General features: G+C 28.8%; 20 protein-coding genes. 11 read left to right on the forward strand and 9 right to left on the reverse strand.

Going from position 1 to position 19,919, the window contains the following annotated elements:
* Window positions 1-146: 146 nt before the first annotated feature.
* The 3 genes from AX016_RS04280 to AX016_RS04290 are packed head-to-tail and all read left to right on the forward strand — an operon-like array spanning window position 147 to window position 3,137.
* A complete protein-coding gene (locus tag AX016_RS04280) occupies window positions 147-1,121 on the forward strand; it encodes a nucleoid-associated protein (RefSeq protein ID WP_100894435.1) in 975 nt (324 codons plus the stop codon).
* Window positions 1,122-1,123: 2 nt separating this feature from the next.
* Window positions 1,124-2,332 (forward strand): hypothetical protein, encoded by a 1,209-nt coding sequence (locus AX016_RS04285; protein ID WP_100894436.1) that lies wholly within the window; start codon window positions 1,124-1,126, stop codon window positions 2,330-2,332.
* A gap of 37 nt (window positions 2,333-2,369) precedes the next feature.
* On the forward strand, window positions 2,370-3,137 hold the full coding sequence (locus AX016_RS04290) for a hypothetical protein (protein ID WP_100894437.1): 768 nt from the start codon (window positions 2,370-2,372) through the stop codon (window positions 3,135-3,137).
* Window positions 3,138-3,195: 58 nt separating this feature from the next.
* Here the strand turns inward: AX016_RS04290 and AX016_RS04295 are convergent, their stop codons facing one another.
* The 5 genes from AX016_RS04295 to AX016_RS04320 form a co-directional block, all read right to left on the reverse strand.
* Entirely contained in the window at window positions 3,196-3,540 is a 345-nt protein-coding gene (locus tag AX016_RS04295) for a hypothetical protein (RefSeq protein WP_100894438.1), read from the reverse strand.
* A 5-nt stretch (window positions 3,541-3,545) separates the two neighbouring features.
* A complete protein-coding gene (locus AX016_RS04300) occupies window positions 3,546-4,379 on the reverse strand; it encodes a rolling circle replication-associated protein (protein ID WP_157811080.1) in 834 nt (277 codons plus the stop codon).
* Between the two features lie 308 nt (window positions 4,380-4,687).
* The gene (locus tag AX016_RS04310; protein ID WP_100894441.1) at window positions 4,688-4,987 is read right to left on the reverse strand and encodes a helix-turn-helix domain-containing protein; all 300 of its coding nucleotides are present in this window, start codon (window positions 4,985-4,987) and stop codon (window positions 4,688-4,690) included.
* 80 nt (window positions 4,988-5,067) lie between these two features.
* Window positions 5,068-5,694 carry a hypothetical protein gene (locus tag AX016_RS04315; RefSeq protein WP_100894442.1) on the reverse strand — a complete coding sequence of 209 codons (627 nt, stop codon included), beginning with the start codon at window positions 5,692-5,694 and terminating at the stop codon, window positions 5,068-5,070.
* Window positions 5,694-6,926: a tyrosine-type recombinase/integrase gene (locus AX016_RS04320; RefSeq protein WP_100894443.1), complete on the reverse strand. Its 1,233-nt coding sequence runs from the start codon at window positions 6,924-6,926 to the stop codon at window positions 5,694-5,696. Before AX016_RS04320 ends, AX016_RS04315 begins: the two co-directional genes overlap by 1 nt.
* Before the next feature lie 343 nt (window positions 6,927-7,269).
* Between AX016_RS04320 and AX016_RS04325 the strand changes: the two genes are divergently transcribed.
* The 4 genes from AX016_RS04325 to AX016_RS04340 are packed head-to-tail and all read left to right on the forward strand — an operon-like array spanning window position 7,270 to window position 11,689.
* A complete protein-coding gene (locus AX016_RS04325; RefSeq protein WP_100894444.1) occupies window positions 7,270-7,593 on the forward strand; it encodes a helix-turn-helix domain-containing protein in 324 nt (107 codons plus the stop codon).
* The gene (locus AX016_RS04330) at window positions 7,590-10,097 is read left to right on the forward strand and encodes a DNA cytosine methyltransferase (protein ID WP_100894445.1); all 2,508 of its coding nucleotides are present in this window, start codon (window positions 7,590-7,592) and stop codon (window positions 10,095-10,097) included. Before AX016_RS04325 ends, AX016_RS04330 begins: the two co-directional genes overlap by 4 nt.
* Entirely contained in the window at window positions 10,094-11,296 is a 1,203-nt protein-coding gene (locus tag AX016_RS04335) for a hypothetical protein (RefSeq protein WP_100894446.1), read from the forward strand. Before AX016_RS04330 ends, AX016_RS04335 begins: the two co-directional genes overlap by 4 nt.
* Before the next feature lie 45 nt (window positions 11,297-11,341).
* On the forward strand, window positions 11,342-11,689 hold the full coding sequence (locus tag AX016_RS04340; protein ID WP_157811081.1) for a hypothetical protein: 348 nt from the start codon (window positions 11,342-11,344) through the stop codon (window positions 11,687-11,689).
* Between the two features lie 45 nt (window positions 11,690-11,734).
* Here the strand turns inward: AX016_RS04340 and AX016_RS04345 are convergent, their stop codons facing one another.
* The gene (locus tag AX016_RS04345) at window positions 11,735-12,070 is read right to left on the reverse strand and encodes a YegP family protein (protein ID WP_100894448.1); all 336 of its coding nucleotides are present in this window, start codon (window positions 12,068-12,070) and stop codon (window positions 11,735-11,737) included.
* 333 nt (window positions 12,071-12,403) lie between these two features.
* Here AX016_RS04345 and AX016_RS04350 point away from each other — a divergent pair, with 333 nt between their 5' ends.
* Window positions 12,404-13,219 (forward strand): endonuclease/exonuclease/phosphatase family protein, encoded by an 816-nt coding sequence (locus AX016_RS04350; protein WP_100894449.1) that lies wholly within the window; start codon window positions 12,404-12,406, stop codon window positions 13,217-13,219.
* 16 nt (window positions 13,220-13,235) lie between these two features.
* On the opposite strand, the gene AX016_RS04355 is transcribed toward AX016_RS04350, so the two are convergent.
* The 3 genes from AX016_RS04355 to AX016_RS17180 form a co-directional block, all read right to left on the reverse strand.
* Entirely contained in the window at window positions 13,236-13,901 is a 666-nt protein-coding gene (locus AX016_RS04355) for a DNA-binding response regulator (RefSeq protein ID WP_100894450.1), read from the reverse strand.
* A gap of 14 nt (window positions 13,902-13,915) precedes the next feature.
* Window positions 13,916-15,859, reverse strand: coding sequence for an ATP-binding protein (locus AX016_RS04360; RefSeq protein ID WP_100894451.1), 1,944 nt, complete (start codon window positions 15,857-15,859; stop codon window positions 13,916-13,918).
* Between the two features lie 69 nt (window positions 15,860-15,928).
* On the reverse strand, window positions 15,929-16,105 hold the full coding sequence (locus AX016_RS17180; protein ID WP_157811082.1) for a hypothetical protein: 177 nt from the start codon (window positions 16,103-16,105) through the stop codon (window positions 15,929-15,931).
* A gap of 363 nt (window positions 16,106-16,468) precedes the next feature.
* On the opposite strand from AX016_RS17180, the gene AX016_RS04365 reads away from it, so the two are divergent.
* The 3 genes from AX016_RS04365 (at window position 16,469) to AX016_RS04375 (ending at window position 19,690) form a co-directional block, all read left to right on the forward strand.
* Window positions 16,469-17,242 (forward strand): hypothetical protein, encoded by a 774-nt coding sequence (locus AX016_RS04365; protein WP_157811083.1) that lies wholly within the window; start codon window positions 16,469-16,471, stop codon window positions 17,240-17,242.
* A gap of 77 nt (window positions 17,243-17,319) precedes the next feature.
* On the forward strand, window positions 17,320-18,399 hold the full coding sequence (locus AX016_RS04370; protein WP_100894453.1) for a metallophosphoesterase: 1,080 nt from the start codon (window positions 17,320-17,322) through the stop codon (window positions 18,397-18,399).
* Window positions 18,400-18,502: 103 nt separating this feature from the next.
* Window positions 18,503-19,690 (forward strand): dicarboxylate/amino acid:cation symporter, encoded by a 1,188-nt coding sequence (locus AX016_RS04375; protein ID WP_100894454.1) that lies wholly within the window; start codon window positions 18,503-18,505, stop codon window positions 19,688-19,690.
* The last annotated feature ends 229 nt before the right edge of the window (window positions 19,691-19,919 follow it).

Genomic DNA, 19,919 nt, shown 5'->3' on the forward strand with positions numbered 1-19,919 from the left:
GCTTTTTTCTTTTTAGGGGACAAGTCAGGGGACGAATAATTATTTTTTTTATCAGTAAGATTTTATTTACTTTTATTGAGTTATAATATCACTTCCCTCCAATGATATTTATTTAATAAATTTTACCAAACAAATTAATTGATTAAATGGAACTAAATAAAATTGTTTTACACCAAGTGATAAAAGAAAAACTAGGGAAGCCTTCACTAAAATTATCTAAATCTTTATTACCGATTAACCCGACTACAGAAGAATTTGTGCAGAGGATAATAAAAAGTTATTCATCTAAAAATCCTACTTATGGAATCTTTGAAGCTGACTTGACTCTTTACCCTTTTCAAACTTATATTAATAATTATGTAACAGGTGGTGATTTCTTAGATTTCACTGTTAAATCTATGAAGATTTTAGAAAAGGAGATTAGCGGACCGACTACTACAGGTGGCTATGTTGTTTTTATTCATTATACAGAAAAAGGTTTTGACTTTTTAACATCTGTTATGCTGGATAATTCTAATCAATTTTCTGTAGATGATATCGATCTTACAATTAAAAAATTACTAGGTTTAGACATTGATAGACTTGCAAGGGCAAATAGAGTTAACATCAACAAATGGAAAGCTGGAGGGGAACAATATTTATCTTTCATAAAGGGAACGAGAAATATATCTCGTTACTTTCAGAGATTTATCGGAAGCACAGATTTAACATCCTCAAAACAAAACACTGATAAGTTAAAAGTTGCTTTACAATCCTATATGGCTGATAAAGGTTATAATGATGACCAAAAAAGGAGTATTTATAGTAAAGTAAGAAATTATTCATTAAAAAAAGTAGGGGATGACCAAGACCTTGAACTTAGAGCAATTTCAGTACTAGTTAATGAAATTGAACCAGATGATTTTATTGAATATATTTCAGAAAGAGATGATTTAGAAGTAAGTGGGGTTTTTAGAGTAACACAAAAAGCTCATTTAAAATTTCTCAATAGAATAATAGTCAGAGAAAAAGGATACTTACTTGAATTTAACAGAGACTTAATAAAATCGAATAAAATTATTAAAGAAGGGAACGACATTATTATAAAAGATATTCCAGCTGATATTCTTAAAAATTTCTAAAAATGGAATTAGATGATTTTGTCGCAATACGCAAAGACTTATTGAAAATTAAAAAAAACGATTCAAATTTATTTGGAGAAATTGCGCGACTTACCGAGAGACAAATAATTTTACTTCAAAAATTAGAAGATTGTATAGCTGAAATTAAAGACATTAACAAGAAACTATATTTACCCGACCAACTACATACACTAAAAAACAAAAAAATATTTATACAATTTGCGATAGGGGAAATTCCTAATTATTTTGAATCTTTTTCAGATTTTATTATAAATAATAAATATTCATTTGATTTAGACAAGTTTTATATTTATGATGAAAAAGTAAGTGATTCAGAAAACCTAGAGCACCCATTAATGCAAGCTTACCTAACCAATATTAATTTTATTGCTTTTTTATGTGAAATAGCGGATAACAAAAATTCTACAGCCGGAAATTTAACATTATACTTTCATAAGGTAAACCGAAGTCTAAAGCTCCCTATAGATTACAATTATGATGACCTTAAGTCATCTAATCTAAAAGAGATGAGTAAATTTATTGAAGACATTAAAAATGGAATTCATAAAGAGGATAGAAAAAAATTATTCGTAAATAACCTAGCTGATTTTTCTTCGAGTAGAGACAATAAATACAGCTCCATAATCAAAGAGTGGATAATCATTAATGAAAATTATACGCATAGTTTTAATATTTATCTAGAAGGATTTTCCTTTGAAAAAATTAAAACCTCATCAATAGAACATTTTCAAGAATTATCAGAAAAAATAAATGAAACAATTAGAAAAGTTTCGAATTACTTATTTGCTATCCCCGTTGCATTTGTTTTTCTAACAAGTAGACTAGACTACGAAAATAGTTCATTACCTAAAAATATTAGTCTAATGTTTTTAGGATATCTATTTACCTTTATTATATGGGAAATATTTTTTAAAAACATTAAAGAATCTCTCGATTCCATTAAAGAAGAGATAAACAGGTACGAAGATAAAATTAAAAACGTTAAGGATTTAAGAGGAATAAAATCTCAATTAGAGAATCTTAAAGATATTTCTCTTCAAAATCAATATAAGAAACTAAAAACTTTAAAAGTTGTGACCTTTTTAATTGTTTTGATTTTAACTCTTGCTGTTTGTTTTATTTATTTAACTGAAATAATTAAGATATCCAATCAATTCTTTCTTTTTTTAAAATCAATACTGAACATTTAGGTAAATTTGTTTTACTTAAATTAAACCTTAAGAGATAATGTTTAAAGATATCTTAGTTTCATTCAGTGATAATTTTAAGGAAAAAACAAGAAATCCATTTTTGGGAACCTATATTTTTATATGGGTGCTGAGAAATTGGGAATTGGTATACTCACTTTTTAATTTTGATAACACCTATAAATTAGCGAATAAAATTGACTTTGTTAAATCATATTACAATACTCATTCTTTCACTGAAGGAGTATTATGGAATATTGGATGGACTTTTCTTGTGTTAACAATCACATATTTAGTTTTAAATATATCTAGAGTTATTATAAATATTTCAGAGAAACAATTAAAACCCTGGGTTTATAAAAAAACAGATTCTAAATCAATTGTGCTTAAGTCCATTCACGAAGAAGTTCGAAACGAAAGAGATACTTTACAACTTAGACTTGATAAAGAAAGAGAATCAAAGTCAAAGCTTGAAATTAGAATTAAAAGTTTAGAAGAGGAAATTATAGAGGTAAAAAAAAAGGGGGAGAGTATAAAAGAGAATTCTAACAAACTAAAGGAGGTTTCTGGTGAAGCAGAAAAATTGTTAAAAAAATTAATAGATATTGATATGCTTAGCTATTTTAAAAAAAGAGCAGTCGATATAAAAAAGAATGATTTTATAGATAAGAGGGATAGCAAAATGAATAAACTAATTGAATTAGGTCTTGTAGTTCATAAAGAACAAAGCTTTGGAGGAATAGGGGATTTATATAGTTTGACTACAGATGGAGAGGAAGTGTTCAGGTTAGCTAGGCTTATGGAGTAATAAAAGTATAATAATAAAAACACAAAAATCCTGTAGTTAACTACAGGACTTTAATTTTTTAATAATCAAAATATGAAAAAAGTAAATCAATAATTTGATAGTTAACATATTTGCTTAAATCTTCTCTTTTAAGATATTCAAAAACATTTCTATCCTTAATTAAAAATTGACTGTTTGAAATTATACCATCCTCTAAAAAAGTTAAAATTGTATTTTTTTTATATTCATATACAACAATACAATACTTACAATCTTCCCACTCATATACAGCTATAGTGTTCTTTTTGTAATGTTCTGCGTTACTAGAAATTTTAGATTCTTCTAAGGTTATAAAGAGTTCTCCTCTAATATTAACATCATATTGGTAATTATCTACTATGTTTTCTTCTTGTAATTTTTTCATAATTATTATTTTATTGCTTTGTTTTTATCGTCTAATCTTTTGTAAAGTGGTAATGTTTGCCTGTTTAAGTTTATCATCTTGATATTTAAAAAGGGTTTTTTGTTTTGGTCTTTTATGTCAAATTCTTTCATTACTGCGTTTAATCGCTTGAACTGGTCTGTAAACTCAGTAGTAGTGTAAAAGTCTGTGTATAGTTCTGAAATACGCTTAGAACAGTTCCAAACCTGACATTTAAAACCTGCATTATTTTTAGTAACATATTTAGTTACGTAGGATGCAATAGATTTAATGTTGCTAGAGTTTAATTGCTTTACATCAAAAGCACTAGAGGGTTTAAAGTTTTTATCTCTTGGTAAAACTCCATTTTTGCGCTGTAGGTCTAACCAGTAATTCCACCACTTGTCTATTTTCCAATATTTGTTAGTGATAATGTGGAAATGTACATTTTCTACAAACTCGGTGTTTTTATCTTGGCGTTCTGCAACCCATACATATTGAAAATCTTTACTACGTTTTTTTACGTTATCTAAAAATTTACGTAGTAAGTCTACAGCTTGCTTGTCTTCAACTTTATTTAAAAAAGTAAGTGTAACAAAACTTAAACGCTTGTAGCACCTAGCAAAGCAAGTTATTTTCTTTCTTATTTTCTGTTTAGACCGTTTAGAAAGTGAGCGGAGTTTTACCTCTCCGCTCGCTTTTAAAGGTTTCTTAGATTTTCTTTTACTAGGTTCTTGCTTTTTGCGTTGTAGCGCAGAGCCTGTAAATTCATCTTTAGGAATTACCCCAAACATTTTGGTTGTAAATGCCACGCTTGTGCCATAAGTGTTCTTGACTATCATAATCTGAATCGTTGCACATTTATTAAAACCATTAAAAGGTTTTTACTGATGGTTGTAATTAAAGGTGCTTAGTTTTAAAGGTTAAAAAAAAAGAAATTACTCCGTAATGAATGGAGGGATGAAACTGTCTCTCTGAAATCTGCGCATAAAAGTTCCTGCTCTTCTATTGTAGACATTCATATACTGCCAATTTGGATGGCTCTTTTTAAGGAACATTGAGAAGCCGTTTAGCTTATGGACATAACTCCATTTTTTGGGCTTAGTTCCTTCTTCAAAAAATACAATTACCGAATAGTCGTTTTTCTTTTTTAGCATAATAACCCCCCTTCATTTTTTGATGTTTTAATTGAGTTTAAAGCATCATTAACTTCTTCCAGTTTGTAAAGAATTCTGTTCCCAATTCTATGAGCTTTTACAACTCCTGTTTTTGTCCAATCGTGAAGTGTGGGCAACGAGATACAAAGTAGTTTAGCTGTATCTTTTCTTGATAAGAGTTTTAGACCCTCCTTTTCAGGAGGGTTTAAGTTTTTCAACTTGTTTTCAATAACTTCCTCAACAACTTTTTTAATGTCGGAAAGCTCTAATGTACTTAGCATTACTTTTGTCATTTTTAATCGTATTTAATTATTTTTGACGCAAATATGCTTTGGAAACTAGCGAGTGGTGGGTAGTGGGGTAACCACAACCTTTATTTCATTTTTTCTAAATCTTTATTTATACTGTTAGAAATACTGTCTAAACCAGTACTTTTATATAACTGAAAAACTTTGTCTAAATTAGATTCAGTTCTAACATCATTTTTACCAGCCGAAACATATGATAAGTTTTTTCTTATGTTTTCTTCCCCTAAATCTAATACTTGAGATAGAATCTTAGCTAAACTAGAATTATCATATTTACTAAAATCAACACCTAAATAGTGTAATGCTAACAGTTTTTGCTTTTGTGTTAATTTTTGTTTTCTAGGTTGATTAACTGGTTGTTTTTTTATTTCTCTTAGCCATTTATAGTACTTAACAAATAACAAACCAGTTTCAACATAATTAGCTTTAAATGGGTCACTGTAAGGCTCAAGGTTATCAATAGAACCATTTAGCATATACTCATTAAAAACCTCACTAATAATTTTAGAAGAACCTAGATTGCTTAAGTCAAAAACACTTTTAGTGCTATTGATTTCATTTATAGCAATAGGTTTATTTACATAACTTTCAATTAGGCTAATTTCATTTTCAATTAAAAACTCTTTATTGTCAACTTCTAAGAGTCTTTTTTTAAAAGCATCTATGAAATAATTTTGGGGCTGTTTTATCATTAGTTAAAAAATGGGTGTGTTAGTAGTTTGTCAGCGTTTTCTTTTTGGGAAACTCTTATATATTGTAAGAATGATTTTTCTGTTTTGTGTCCTGTTATTTTCATAATTGAAATAGATGGAACTTCTGCTAGATATAGGTTAGTGGCGAAACTTCTCCTAGCTGTATGGGTTGAAATTAGTTTGTATTTTGGTTGAGCTGTTTTCTCTATTTTACCACCTTTTGTAATTGTTGTTTCTACAATTTCTTTAATACCAGCAATACTTCCAATCTCCTTTAAATAATCATTCATTGTTTGATTAGTATACGCTTTAGGAAGTAAATTATTGTATTCATTAAGTATTCTTTTAACCGTTTTATGAATGGGTATTGTTACTCTTTGACCTGTTTTTTGAGTTCTTATTTGAAGCGTTGATATATCAGTAGAAATGTTTTCGGGTTTTATTTGGGTAAAGTCTGAAAAACGCAAACCAGTATAACAGCCGATTAAGAATAAATCTCTAACTTTTTTAAGTCTAGGACTTGCATCTAGCTTTAATTTCTCAATACTTTTTAACTCGTCTAGATTTAAATAAATAGTGTCTGCTTCTTCTCTTATAGTTTTAAACTTTCGCTTTCTAAACTCTAAATTTGTGTTTAGACCTCTTTCTGTAGCTTCGTTCATAAAAGATTTAATAGTCTTAATATGTTTACCTACAGTATTAGAAGATAGGTTAAAGTCTTTAGTTAAGTATGTTAAATAGCTGTTATAGAACTCTAAAGTTATAGAATCAAAGTCAATAGGCTTGTACTTTTGTGCATACTCTTTTAAGTATCTAAACGTAGTGTTATAAACTTTTATAGTGCCTATCTTTTTTAAAGATTTACTTTCTTCAATATAACTTTCTATGAAGTCAAAAAAAGTTGTTTTTTTGGTTTTTATAAAATTATCAGACAACTCTTCTTCTAGTGCAGATTTTAAATTTTTATTATCTGGCTGTACTCCATCATTTAGTAATTTTCTAAAAGCTGTGTTTATTCCATTTTCAATTATGTCTAGTCTAGAATTAAATTCGGGGTATTCAATAAACTGCTTCGATGCCTTAACCCTTTGTGTTGATTTATTCCAAAACTTAGGATTTATCTTTTCTCCTGTAGAATATTTAAACCTTTTATATTGGTAATTGTAAACCAAATATATTAGCGTTTCTACTTTTGCGTTAGGTTCTTTAAGTATAAATTTAGCTTTTGACATAAAGCAAATATATATTAAAATCTGACTATAGGGGACGAATCAGGGGACGAATAATTTTAATTACCCTTGGTTTAGGTTGTTTTAGGTTTGCTTCTTAATGTAATGTTTTAGGGGTTTAAGCTGCTAAAATTCAATAAAATAGAATAAGATTTAGTAAAAATCACTGTGGTGCATGTGGGACCACAAGCAAACAAAAGCCTTTACAGAAATGTAAAGGCTTTTTTGGTTTTAGGGGACGAATTTAGTTTTTATTCATCAAATAGAACTTAGGGATTGATCCAATTCATCTTGTACTTGATATAAAAATCGCAATTTATTATTACATTTGCTAAAAATAGGTCAAATGACAAGTTTCGGACATTATATAAAAACAGAAAGAGAAAAACGAGAATGGACGCAAACCGAACTCGGAATAAAAATCGGAATTAATACAAGTGCAATATGTCGCATTGAAAACGAAAGTCAAAAGTTTAGCAAAACGAAATTGAGAAAGTTAGCTGAACTATTTCAAACCGATTTACAAACCGTTACTGATTTGTTTTTTGCAGATAAATTCGTTAAAGAAGCAATGAAATATAAATGTTCTGAATCTATTTTTTCGGTTGCAGAAGATACTGCTAACTATTATCGCAATGTAAACGTAAAACAAGGAAAATTAGAATTATGAAAAAACCATTAACATACATCAGCTTATTTAGCAGTGCTGGAGTTGGATGCTATGGCTTCAAACAAAATGGTTTTGAATGTATAGCAACGAATGAACTACTAACAAAGCGCTTAAAAATTCAACTTTACAACAATAAATGTAAATACGAAACTGGTTATATTTCAGGTGATATTTCTAATTCAGAAGTTAAGAATAGACTTTTTTCTGAATTAAAATTTTGGCAAAACAAACATAAAATAAAAGAACCTGACGTAATTATTGCAACTCCACCTTGCCAAGGTATGTCTGTTGCTAATCACAAAAAAAACAATGAAAAGTCAAGAAATTCATTGGTTATTGAATCTATTAAAGTAACACAAGAAATACTTCCTAAATTTTTCATTTACGAAAATGTAAGAGCATTTTTAAATACAATTTGTACAGATGTTGATGGCATAGACAAACCTATTAAAGATGCAATAAAATATAATCTTGGAGGTCAGTATAATATTCTTTCTAAAATTGTAAACTTCAAAGAATACGGTTCAAATTCTAGTCGAACAAGAACTTTAGTAATTGGAATTAGAAAAGATATTCAAGATGTTTCACCTTTTGATATTTTTCCAAAAAAACAAAAAGCAAAAACTTTACGTCAACTTATTGGTGATTTGCCACAATTAGAAGAAATGGGTGAAATATCCGAAGATATTTTTCACGCTTATCGTGAATTCGACAAAAGAATGCTTCCTTGGATTGAAAATTTAAAAGAAGGTCAATCAGCTTTTGAACAAACTGAAGAATTAAGAATACCTCACAGAATCATTGATGGAAAACTAGTACCAAACAAAAGTAAAAACGGAGATAAATATGCTAGATGGTATTGGGACAAAGAAGGTCCTTGTGTACACACAAGGAATGATATTTTATCAAGTCAAAATACTGTTCACCCAACAGATAATCGTGTATTCTCAATAAGAGAACTTATGCGAATGATGTCTATTCCTGATAGTTTTGAATGGTTTAATGTAAGCACGAAAGATTTAAACGAAAAATCAGATTTAGAAAAAAAACTATTTCTAAAAAAAGAAGAATTAAATATAAGACATTGTTTAGGTGAAGCTGTTCCAACCGGTGTTTTTAAAAGTATTGCTTCTAATATTAAAAACTTTTACAAAAAAGAAAAAATATCAAGTACTGAAATAAAAAATATTATTGAAGAAAATAAATTGAATATTACAGAAAATTTAATTCTATTTATAAAAGAAAACTTCAACAAACTATCATTAGAAAACATCTTTTTAATTGCAGAATTTTCTAATTCTGAAAGACAAGAAACTTCTGCTTATTTCACAAGAAAAGACATTGCTTTTTCAGTTATTAAAGATTTACCAGAACTTAAAAAGAAAAAGAAAATTAGAATTTTAGAACCATCTGTTGGTGTTGGTAATTTTATTCCTCAATTAATTGAAAAATATAAAGCCAAAGAAGAAATTGTTATTGATGTTTGTGATATTGACAATAACTCATTAAAAGTTTTAAAAACTATTTTAGAGAAGATTAAAGTGCCAAAAAACTTTAAAATAAATCTAAAAAATGTTGATTTTCTATTATGGAACACTAAATTAAAATATGATTTAGTTGTCGGAAATCCTCCATATAAAAAACTAACAAAAAACAAAGAATTACTTGACAGATATAGATTTGGTTTGCAAAACACAGATACCAATAACTTGTTTTCTTTTTTTATTGAAAAATCAATAAAATTAGGTAATTACATTTCTTTAATTGTTCCCAAAAGTCTTTTAAACTCTCCAGAGTTTAATAAAACTCGAAAACTAATTAACGCTCATAATCTAGAAAAAATTTGTGATTATGGAGAGAAAGCGTTTAAAGGTGTAAAAATCGAAACTGTTAGTTTTTTAGTAAATACTATCAAAACAGAAAAATCCGATAACATTAAAATTGAAAGCTATATAAGTAAAAAATACTCTCTAAAAAGTAAAAAATATATTTTATCTAATGATTTTCCTTATTGGTTAATTTATAGAAGCGATAAATTCGATAAAATTGCTTCAAAAATGAAACTTGATATATTCCAAAGTTTTAGAGATAGACAAATAACAAAATCATTAACTAAAAATAATGGTGAAATAAGAGTTTTAAAAGCTAGAAATATTGGCAATAACGAAATTAAAGACCTTGCTAACTATGATTGTTATGTAAATGATTTAGAAAACTTGGCAGTTTCAAAATACATCAATGAAAAAGATGTTATAATGGTACCAAATTTAACTTATTACCCAAGAGCAGCGTTCTTACCTAAAAACACAATTGTAGATGGTTCAGTAGCTTTATTGACCTTAAAAAACGGAAGCAGATTACCAACTAAACAGGATTTAGAATTTTATAGTACAAAAGAATTTGAAAATTATTATCGAGTAGCAAGAAATCACGGAACCCGTTCTTTGAACATTGACAACAACTCTGTGTTTTTCTTTGGACTTTTAAAAGAATTATCTGAATGATAGAAAACATTACCAACCACTTGCAAAAATTTGACTTTGACGTAAGAAAAAGTAAAGACGCAAGATTTATGGACCAAAAAGTAACACCTGACGTTTTAAGCATAATTGCAGATTGTGTTTTAAATTATGATGCTGACAGGAATATTGAATTTACTAAAGATGATATCTGGAACGACAATTATTTCAACACAAATGTAAAAGGCATTTTTAATAAACCTGATGCTCAAAATGAAACAACTCGTCAAGAATATGATAAATTCACTTCTCAACCATTGAGAACTTTAGCATATTCAGGAGTTTTAGAAATGCGAAAATCTGGAAATAAAAATCTATATAAAATAGCAAATAAATCCATATTGGAATTTATCGGAATGAAAGAGAGAAATGCTTACATTTTTCTTTACCACTATTTAGAAAAAGTTTTGTCAGATAGTAATCTATTAAGATTTTTTGAAGATTTTAAAAACAAATGTATAGCTAAAACTATTGACAATGCTGAATTTCAAGATTTAAAAACTCGTTTTCAAAGATTTATAATTGGTAATACACCAATAAATGGAACTACAGAAGTAAATAGAATTTTTCCAAAAATATTAAATGTTTACGCTTGTGAAAACAATATTTCTGGAACAATAAAAGGTCGTTTATCCAAAAGACAAATCTATTACACAGATTTGATGTATAATCGTCCAAATTGGAGAGATATTGATAAAAACAAAGGCATTTCAAGAACAGAAGCTATTTCAGAACACGAAAACTTAATGATTGAGCAAAATGAAGCTTATTCAGATTACCAAGTCCAAAAGGCTATGAATATGATTCGTAAAATGTATACTCAAAGTGAAGTTACTGACCAATGGTCAAATGGAGAAGCGACACAAATACATCATATTTTTCCAAAAGCAGATTTTCCTCAATTAGCTCATTATTTAGAAAATTTAATAAAATTAACACCAACACAACATTACACAAAAGCACATCCAAGTAATAAAACACAGCAAATAAATAAAGACTATCAACTTGTTTGTTTATTAGCCAAAACTGATAGCATAGAGCAATCTTTGAATAAAGGTGAATTTGTTTACCGAAAAGAATCTTTAATTTATGTTGTCAATACAGGTCTAACTGAAAATTTAGAAATAGACCTTGATTTCAGAACAATTAAAAGAGAATTAAGTAGAATTTATAATGTAGCATAAAAAACAAAACATATGTATAAAAAATATTTTGGTGTAAGAAAAAAAATGAGATTTGATTCTCCTGAAGAATATTATGAAACTTTAGGGTTCATAGCAAAATCTGATGGCTCTTGTGATTTATATAGAGAAGAGAATCAAAACCAAGGAGCTTGGGGTCCAGAAATAAGAATGAATTGTTATAAAAATCTTCATAAATTCACTCCACCATTAAATAGAAAATTCACAAAAGGAAGAGGTAAAAAAGTTTTACATCGTATTAACTGTAATGAGTTCATACAAGATTTAATAAATAATCACGATTTTGTTTTTGGACCTATTCAAAATTCTGTGCAAATACGAACAACAATTCCTTCTCAATATCAAGTAGATTTTGATAGAGGTTTAGCTTTGTGAGAGGATATTTAAATTTAAGTTACGTTAAAAATAATCTACTTTTTCTCACTTAAAATGCTTAATAGTAGCTATTGTTGCGCATAACATTACTGTTGCTATGGCCATTTCTTTAGCTTCTATAGTTTTATATTTTTTACTTTTTCCTAGTAGCGTATCTTCATTTAAACACAAATAAAAATAGTACTCGTTATTTTGGGTTACTTTGCTATGGTAGTAATCATAGTCGTAGGCGTGTTGTTTTACAAAAATAATTTGTTGTTTGCACTTGGCTATATTTTTAAAAGTTTCGCCATATAATACTATTTCCCCTTCACTATTTTTTAAGTTAAAACAGTACTCATTAGTATTGGTTTTTTTAATTTCATAAAATGGTTTGGACATAGTGTTTGTGAGTAGAAAAATACAAATTTACATTATTTAACTTACAATAAAATACAGAAACTAATAAAGAAAAGGTCTTACCTACTAACTTGAATAACTTCCCCATTACCGCATTAGCAAGCAGACCAAATACTTTAATAATTAGAACTATTAATAATAACATTGCAAAAATAAACTTACTGCTAAAAATAGTTTTACGGATATCCGTAATGATGTTTGTTATTATTGGTTATTGGCTATAAAGAAAAACAAGTATTGCTACCTTTTTACTACGTGTTTAAGTAATACCAAGCATTCTTTTTTAGTTACTTTTGCGTTTAAATATTAATTAATATGCTAAAAAAACTATTATTACTGTGTATACTATCTTTTCATTTTTCTACATATTCTCAGTCTAGAGAAGTAAAAATAATTTCTTGGAATATTAGAGATTTTGGTAAGACAAAAAACAGTGAAGAATTAGATAAAATAGCAGACATTGTTAGAGATACAGATATTTTAGCAATACAAGAAGTTGTATCTGGTTACGGTGGTGCACAGGCAGTTGCCAAACTAGCAGATGCTTTAAACAGAAAAGGTAGTAAGTGGGACTATGTAATTAGCAACCCCACCAACAGCTCTAAATATGTAACAGAGCGTTATGCCTTTATTTGGAAAACTAAATACATAAAAATAAAAAATAGAGGTTTTTTGGTAAAAGAATTAGACGAGAAGGTAGAGAGAGAACCTTTTTTATTAGATTTTTATGTAAACGGAGACAAGTTTACGGTTCTTAATTTTCACTCCAGACCATATAACAAAGACCCCGAAAGTGAAATAAAAGAAATATCAAAATATATATTAGATAGGTTTACTTCTCCAATATTGTTTGTAGGAGATTTTAATGTAAATAATAAAAACACAGCGTTTACTAACCTTAAAGATAAAGGCTACAAAGCAGCAGTAGTAAATAAGAAAACAACACTAAAAAAGAAGTGTTATAGAGGGCAGTATGTAAACTATGCTATTGATAATATTTACTACTCTAAAAAAATAAAAAAGGTAGATAGCAAGGTTTTAGATTTTATTAAAAATTGTACCAACTTAGAAACAGGAAGATATTTATCAGATCATCTTCCTGTGTATATGAAATTTTCTATTGTTAAGTAGGCTTTAGAGCTTAGAATTATATAATTCCGTCTCTAGTTAATTTAGCAATTAGGTGTGTTGTATTCTTAGCCTCAAAATCATCAAATAACTTGCCAATTCTTTTGTCTATTGTACTTTCGCTATTAGGAGTAATATTGTTTTGTTTAAACTTTAATACAATTTCTTTTTTACTTAAGCCTTCTGCTAGCTCTTTTAACATAAGTATATCAAAATCATCTAACTCTATAATAGTAGTGTTAGAAGACATATTTATTTGTGGAGATACGTAGTTGGTACCGTTATAAACATCTTGTATAGCAGTCATAAGTTCGTTTAGGTTTTCTCTGCCTTTACATACAAAACCATTTATTTTTTGCTCTTCAAAAAGAGCTTTTATTTTTGTTGGGTTATCTTCCATAGAATTTACAATAACCTTAATATTTGGCTGTACTCTTTTTATAGCATTTATAAGCTCTATGCCAGAGGTAAGCTTACGGTCTGTGTAACCTTCTTTAAACTGTAAATCTGTTACCAAGAGCTGAAAAGGAACGTTGTTTTTATATGCAACTACGGCACGGTTGTAAGCTTTGTCGCAGTACAACTCTTCTTTAATATCTGTAATAAAGAGCTTTTTTGTTATGGCAGCTACAATACCATTGTTGGTGTCCTGAAAATCTTCGGCTATTAACACTTTAGTAAACATAAAACAGCTATTTTTTAATTAGGAATTTCAATTACGGATTTAAAACCCTCGTTTTTCTTGGTTTCAAATATAATTGTTCCGTTTATGGCTTTAATACGCTTTTCCGTATTCAGGAGTCCATTTTTTGTATTTAGTGCTTTTTTTGTTGCTCCAATGCCATTATCAGAACATATAATTTCTAATTTTTTAGAGTTTTGCTTAAAACTAATGTTAATAACAGTAGCTTTACTATGCTTATTTGTATTTATTACAAGTTCTCTAAGTACCTTATAAAGTACAGTTTTGTTTATTTTATTTACAATAGTCCAGTCTATATTTTTACCACCAGTAATTACTAGTTTTATATCTTGATTATTGTTTTGTTGTAACATACCATATAAATGGTCTTTATAATTTTCACCTGTATCTACATCATTTATTTCTCTAGAAAAATCTCTGCTTTGCTTGTATAAATCTTCTAAAGAATCTAAAACCTTTGTTGTTTCTGTATTGTTTTGTAACAATACCATTGCGTGATTTATTTTTGCTCCAAAATCGTCATGTAGTTTTCTAGACAGTTGTGCTTCGGTTTCTAAAGTAGCCTGTAATTTGTCTAATTTGTTTTGTTGTTTTAGTCTTTTATTACGCTGCATATAAAAGTAAAACAGAAAGCATAAACTTAATAAAAGAACAGCAATACCAATACTATATCCTTGTTTTTGTGCACGTTGTTGGGTTAGTTCTAGTTCTTTTTGAGCTTTTTCTTTTTCAAGTTGTAAAATAGATTCTTCTTTTAAGGCATCATCATATTTATACTTAGCAAACTGAGTTTTTACTTTTAAATCATTTTTATAAAGACTATCCTGTATAAATAAATACCGATCTCTATAATTTATATTTTTAGGGTGTATTTTAATTAAAAAATTTAATGCGTCTTTTTCAGCTTTAGGGTTTTTTACCACCTTAGATAAGGTAATAACCGAATCTAAATATGAAGAAGCTTTTTTAGGGTTTGTACTCGTATAAAACTCACCCAAATGTGTATAACTAGCAATTTTACCCTTTAAATCTTTATGCTTGGTTCTTTGTAGTAAAGCGTTTAGCAAGTCTGTCTCTATATTATGTGTACTGCCGTTTAACCATTTAGTATAGGCTAAATTATCTAGTACCCTTGCTGCTTGTTTTTTATCATTTTGGGTTAAATCATTTTCATATACCTCAGTTAATAAAGTAATTGCTTTAGAATATTTTTTACTGTCTATGTAAGAAGCAGCTAAATTATTTTTATAAATAAGTATACTTTTATAGCTTGTAGTTAAATTAATAGCCTTTTTATAGTACAGTTCTGCATCATCAAAATTTAATAATTTTCTGTGGTCACTAGCCAATGTATTATAGGCATGGGCAGCGGTTATACTGTCTTTATTTGGGTTTAAATAATGCAATGCTTCTGTAATGGTTTCTTTACTCCCAAAAAAATCGCTTTTATTTTTTTGAATATTACTAATGCTAATTAAGTTTTTAGCTATCCAACTACTATCATTAACAGCTTTATACTGGTTTTTAGATAAATTGTAGTTTACAAAAGCACTATCTATATTATTAGCTATAGTGTGAAAATAGTATGCCTTTAAATAATATATAAACCCTAGATTTGTTTTGTTTTTTGTGTACTTAGAATGATTTATAAACAGTTTACTGTAAAACAACAAACTATCATATTGTTGTAGAAGAAGGTGAGTATGTGTTTTTTGAGTTAAAACAGTATTGTATAATTCATCATCTGTAAACTTTACCAGCTTATAGGCTTTGTTAACAATCTCTATTTTTTTAGAAGGTTTAAGTTTTGTGTTGGCAACCTCATTAAGGTAAAATGAAACACTATCTAATTTAGATGCTGTACTTAGTGTAGTAGCGTTTTGTTTAGAAGTACAGGAAAAAAATAGGAGAACTACTATAAGTGCAAAAAACTTACCCAAAATATAATTTTTTGTATAAATGTATTCAAAAAAAGAGAGCCACACCAAAAGGTGTAGCTCAATTTTTTTTTAGTTACCAGTATTAGGTATTGGAGGTGGTTCTGGTAAAGGAATATCTTCTCCTTCATCACCTTCTGTAGCCTGTGTTTCATACAACGCATCGTTAGCATCAGCAGAATCTACAGAGCAAGAAAACATAGACATATTAAGAACTAGTGCCATTAAGGCTATAAATACTTTTTTCATAATTTTTTTTAAAATTTTTAGACATAGGCGTTGCTGTCCGATCTTCCGTTCGAAAGTTTTTTATAGGTTGCAACAACCCTTTAAAATGGTAGGATTACTCCTGTTTTTTGAGAAGTAGAAATTGTAATGCAGCAGTTTTTAACTACTTCTCGTCCGGCTAATCACCAACCGCATTACAGATTTCCGTAAGAAAGATTTTTCTAGAATAGCTATGTTAGCAACACACAGCTGTAAACCAATCTTGGGGCAAAGTAAATTGATTAAGAAAGTTTTGTTATAGACACAAAACAGACTTATGTAAGACAATTAGCAGACACCAATGTTTACAGCGTTTGTAGAGGGTTGTGTCTGTACTTTGTCTAATTGATAATTTGTATTTTTGAAGTAATGGAGCGTTGTTATTTAAGAGAAATTGTTTGTGAATCATTTAAAAAAGCGGAAAGTGAAATTCCATCGCATTCTAGGTATGCATTGGCTATGCATATTGCAGATAAAACAACTTTAAGCTCAAAAACTTTAGAACGGGCTTATGATAAATATGTGAGCAATAAGGAATCTAAATATAAAAAGATAGGAGATGCTAGTGTTAACTTGCTATGCGAGTATTTAGGGTTTAATAATTATCAAGAATATGTAAAATCTAAGAATAGAAATATTCAAAAAAAAGAAGATGTTGTAAGTGACTCTAAGCCAATTAATGTTATTAAAAACAATAAAAAAAACTTATTAATAAAAATAGCAAGCATAATTTTTATAGTTGTTGCTATAGGTTATTTTTTTAGTCAAATTACAGGTGCAAAAATTGCTAAATGTATGGTTTGGGTAAAAATGGAATATCAACAAGTAGATTGCAACACTAGTCTACAACCAGAGTATGAAGCTGATATAATGCCTTTTGATGCTAATAAATTGAAGAATTTTAAAAAACTAAATGTAACAATCACTACAGATTTTTTTGACAAAGTAACAAATAAACCACTAGTTTGGTATATTAAAAATAATGATGAAATAGAGTATTTTTCTAGTCCAGGACTGCATCCAGTTACTGGTAAAACATTAAGGGCTATTACGCCGTACATTATTAATAAATATGTGCCTATACATACAAATAATAAAAACTCTTTTATTAGCGAGTAAATTATTTTTTGATTTATTTTGATGACTAAACAAAGAAAACAATTAACCCATTTAAGGTTAATAATAATTACGTAGGTATGAAAAAGGTTTATCAGTATACATTAGTTGTATTTTTAATAATAGCAGTACAGCAAGCTGTATTAGCTCAAAAAAAGTATGAAGCTCCAAAGTTATCTAATCCTAATTCTTGGACACTAATTTTAGTGCCAGACACACAAAACTATGTAAAGTACCAACGCAACCAAGGAACATTAGATTTAATGACAGCTTGGATTAGTGAAAACATAGATTCACTAAACATAAAAATGGTGCTGTGTACCGGAGATTTAGTAGAACAAAATGACATGATTGTTCCAGACGGTAAAAACGGAAACCAAACAAGTAGACAACAATGGTTGGCTGTGTCTAGAATGTTTGGTAGGTTAGATGGGCAGGTTCCTTATGTTTTAGCTGCGGGTAATCACGATTATGGTTATAAAGGAGTAGAGCACAGAGGTTCTAATTACAATACTTATTTTCCGGCACATAAAAACCAAGCTAATTATAAATTACTTAGTGCAGCTGCTAAAAATGCAGGTGGACACCCAAGTTTAGAAAACTCAGCTTTTGATTTTACAGCACCAAACGGACGTAAATTTTTGTTTATGACCTTAGAGTTTGCACCAAGAGATACTATTGTGCAATGGGCAAAAAATGTTGTTGATGAAGAGAAATATAAAAACCATACTGTAGCATTACTTACGCACTCGTATTTAAACTCTAAAAACGAGCGAATAAAAAAAGAAAATTACCCAATAAAAGATGGTAATTACGGAGAAGCTGTGTGGCAAAAATTGGTAGAGCCATCTAAAAATATACAACTTGTTTTTTCTGGCCACATTGGTGGTGCAGATGATTTTAAAGCACATGTAGGTTTTAAAGAAGATAAAAACAAAGGAAGAAAAAAGGTAAATCAAATGGCATTTAACGCCCAAGCTATGGGTGGCGGTTGGCAAGGTAATGGTGGTGATGGTTGGTTACGAATTTTAGAATTTTTACCAGACAATAAAACCGTTAAAGTACATACATTTTCTCCGTTTTTTGCAGCATCACCAGTAACAAAACACTTGGCTTGGAGTACAGAAAGTTACAACGACTTTACTTTTACTTTAGATTAAGAATAGTTTATAAACCTAACTAGTTAATAACTAACTGTCATTAAAAATTAGTCACTAGCGTACTTAGGCTATATTTGTGTTTTTATAAACATAAAATTAAACTATGCTTAAAAAAATTACATCAAACCTGCTATTTAAAGTGTTTATCGCAATCATTTTAGGTATACTTATAGGTTTGTATTTACCAGAATCTATAAATAGGTTATTTAATACTTTTAAAGCTGTTTTTAGTCAGTTTTTAGGTTTTGCTATTCCTTTAATAATTTTAGGTTTAATAATGCCTGCTATTGCAGATTTAGGCAAAGGAGCTGGTAAACTATTACTTATTACAGCTGCTATAGCTTATGGTTCTACTTTGTTCTCTGGATTTTCAACCTACTTTGTAGCATCTGGTTTTTTCCCTTCGTTTATAGAAGCACAAACCGTAGAAAATGTTGGTGAAGGCGTAGAAAAATTAAGTCCGTTTTTCTCTATAACAATTCCACCTGTGTTAGATGTAATGTCTGCCTTAGTATTGGCATTTGTTATAGGTTTAGGTTTAGCATCACAAGGAGAAAGTAGTTTAAAAAAAGTGGCTAACGATTTTCAGAAAATAATAATGATGGTTATAGAGAAGGTAATAATTCCTCTACTTCCTTTATACATCTTAGGTATTTTTTCTGCCATTGCTTATAATGGTCAAGTAGAGTCTGTATTAAGTGTGTTCCTAAAAATTATAGGAATTATTTTTGTAATGCACTTTTTACTAATGTTAGTACAGTTTATCATTGCTGGAGCAATAACCAAACAAAATCCAATAAAAGCATTGCTTAATATGGCACCTGCATACTTAACAGCTTTGGGTACACAGTCTTCTGCAGCTACCATACCAGTTACATTACAACAAGTACAAAAAAATGGTGTTTCTCCTAAGGTTGCTAATTTTGTGGTTCCGCTTTGTGCAACCATACATTTGGCTGGTAGTACAATGAAAATTGTTGCCTGTGCAGTAGCGCTTATGCTTATGCAAGGTTTAGATTTTAACTTTACAATGTTTGCAGGTTTTGTAATGATGTTGGGTATAGCAATGGTTGCTGCTCCAGGAGTTCCTGGTGGTGCAATTATGGCAGCTGTTGGTATTTTGCAAACAATGTTAGGTTTTAATGCAGAAGCGCAAGCGTTAATGATAGCACTTTACATTGCAATGGATAGTTTTGGTACTGCTGCTAATATAACAGGCGATGGTGCAATTGCACTTATTGTAAATAAGATAGTAAATAAGATAGTAAATAAAGATGAGGTTGTAGTTTAACCTTAACTTTTTAAATTATATGAAAAGAGCCTTGCTGTAGAGTAAGGCTTTTTCTGTTTCTTGTTTTTTAATTAACAAGAATAATTTTTCAATATATATAGTATAAAACATATGGTAACACACAAGTTATTAGGATTTTACTATTTGTTAATGTTTTTAACAAAAACCTTTTAATTACTTAATCTGTACAGATACATTACCTAACAATGAGATTTGATATTTGCGAAAG

Origin of the sequence: Cellulophaga sp. RHA19 (assembly GCF_002813425.1) — a bacterium.
Classification (GTDB): Bacteria; Bacteroidota; Bacteroidia; order Flavobacteriales; family Flavobacteriaceae; genus Cellulophaga.

What these genes read in the sequence shown, in the direction of transcription:
- AX016_RS04370 (WP_100894453.1), top strand. Translation starts at nt 17,320, where the DNA reads ATGAAAAAGGTTTATCAGTATACATTAGTTGTATTTTTAATAATAGCA.
- AX016_RS04345 (WP_100894448.1), bottom strand. Translation starts at nt 12,070, where the DNA reads ATGTCCAAACCATTTTATGAAATTAAAAAAACCAATACTAATGAGTAC.
- AX016_RS04350 (WP_100894449.1), top strand. Translation starts at nt 12,404, where the DNA reads ATGCTAAAAAAACTATTATTACTGTGTATACTATCTTTTCATTTTTCT.
- AX016_RS04315 (WP_100894442.1), bottom strand. Translation starts at nt 5,694, where the DNA reads ATGATAAAACAGCCCCAAAATTATTTCATAGATGCTTTTAAAAAAAGA.
- AX016_RS04285 (WP_100894436.1), top strand. Translation starts at nt 1,124, where the DNA reads ATGGAATTAGATGATTTTGTCGCAATACGCAAAGACTTATTGAAAATT.
- AX016_RS04355 (WP_100894450.1), bottom strand. Translation starts at nt 13,901, where the DNA reads ATGTTTACTAAAGTGTTAATAGCCGAAGATTTTCAGGACACCAACAAT.
- AX016_RS04310 (WP_100894441.1), bottom strand. Translation starts at nt 4,987, where the DNA reads ATGACAAAAGTAATGCTAAGTACATTAGAGCTTTCCGACATTAAAAAA.
- AX016_RS04325 (WP_100894444.1), top strand. Translation starts at nt 7,270, where the DNA reads ATGACAAGTTTCGGACATTATATAAAAACAGAAAGAGAAAAACGAGAA.
- AX016_RS04320 (WP_100894443.1), bottom strand. Translation starts at nt 6,926, where the DNA reads ATGTCAAAAGCTAAATTTATACTTAAAGAACCTAACGCAAAAGTAGAA.
- AX016_RS04280 (WP_100894435.1), top strand. Translation starts at nt 147, where the DNA reads ATGGAACTAAATAAAATTGTTTTACACCAAGTGATAAAAGAAAAACTA.
- AX016_RS04375 (WP_100894454.1), top strand. Translation starts at nt 18,503, where the DNA reads ATGCTTAAAAAAATTACATCAAACCTGCTATTTAAAGTGTTTATCGCA.
- AX016_RS04290 (WP_100894437.1), top strand. Translation starts at nt 2,370, where the DNA reads ATGTTTAAAGATATCTTAGTTTCATTCAGTGATAATTTTAAGGAAAAA.
- AX016_RS04330 (WP_100894445.1), top strand. Translation starts at nt 7,590, where the DNA reads ATGAAAAAACCATTAACATACATCAGCTTATTTAGCAGTGCTGGAGTT.
- AX016_RS04340 (WP_157811081.1), top strand. Translation starts at nt 11,342, where the DNA reads ATGAGATTTGATTCTCCTGAAGAATATTATGAAACTTTAGGGTTCATA.
- AX016_RS04335 (WP_100894446.1), top strand. Translation starts at nt 10,094, where the DNA reads ATGATAGAAAACATTACCAACCACTTGCAAAAATTTGACTTTGACGTA.
- AX016_RS17180 (WP_157811082.1), bottom strand. Translation starts at nt 16,105, where the DNA reads ATGAAAAAAGTATTTATAGCCTTAATGGCACTAGTTCTTAATATGTCT.
- AX016_RS04295 (WP_100894438.1), bottom strand. Translation starts at nt 3,540, where the DNA reads ATGAAAAAATTACAAGAAGAAAACATAGTAGATAATTACCAATATGAT.
- AX016_RS04300 (WP_157811080.1), bottom strand. Translation starts at nt 4,379, where the DNA reads ATGATAGTCAAGAACACTTATGGCACAAGCGTGGCATTTACAACCAAA.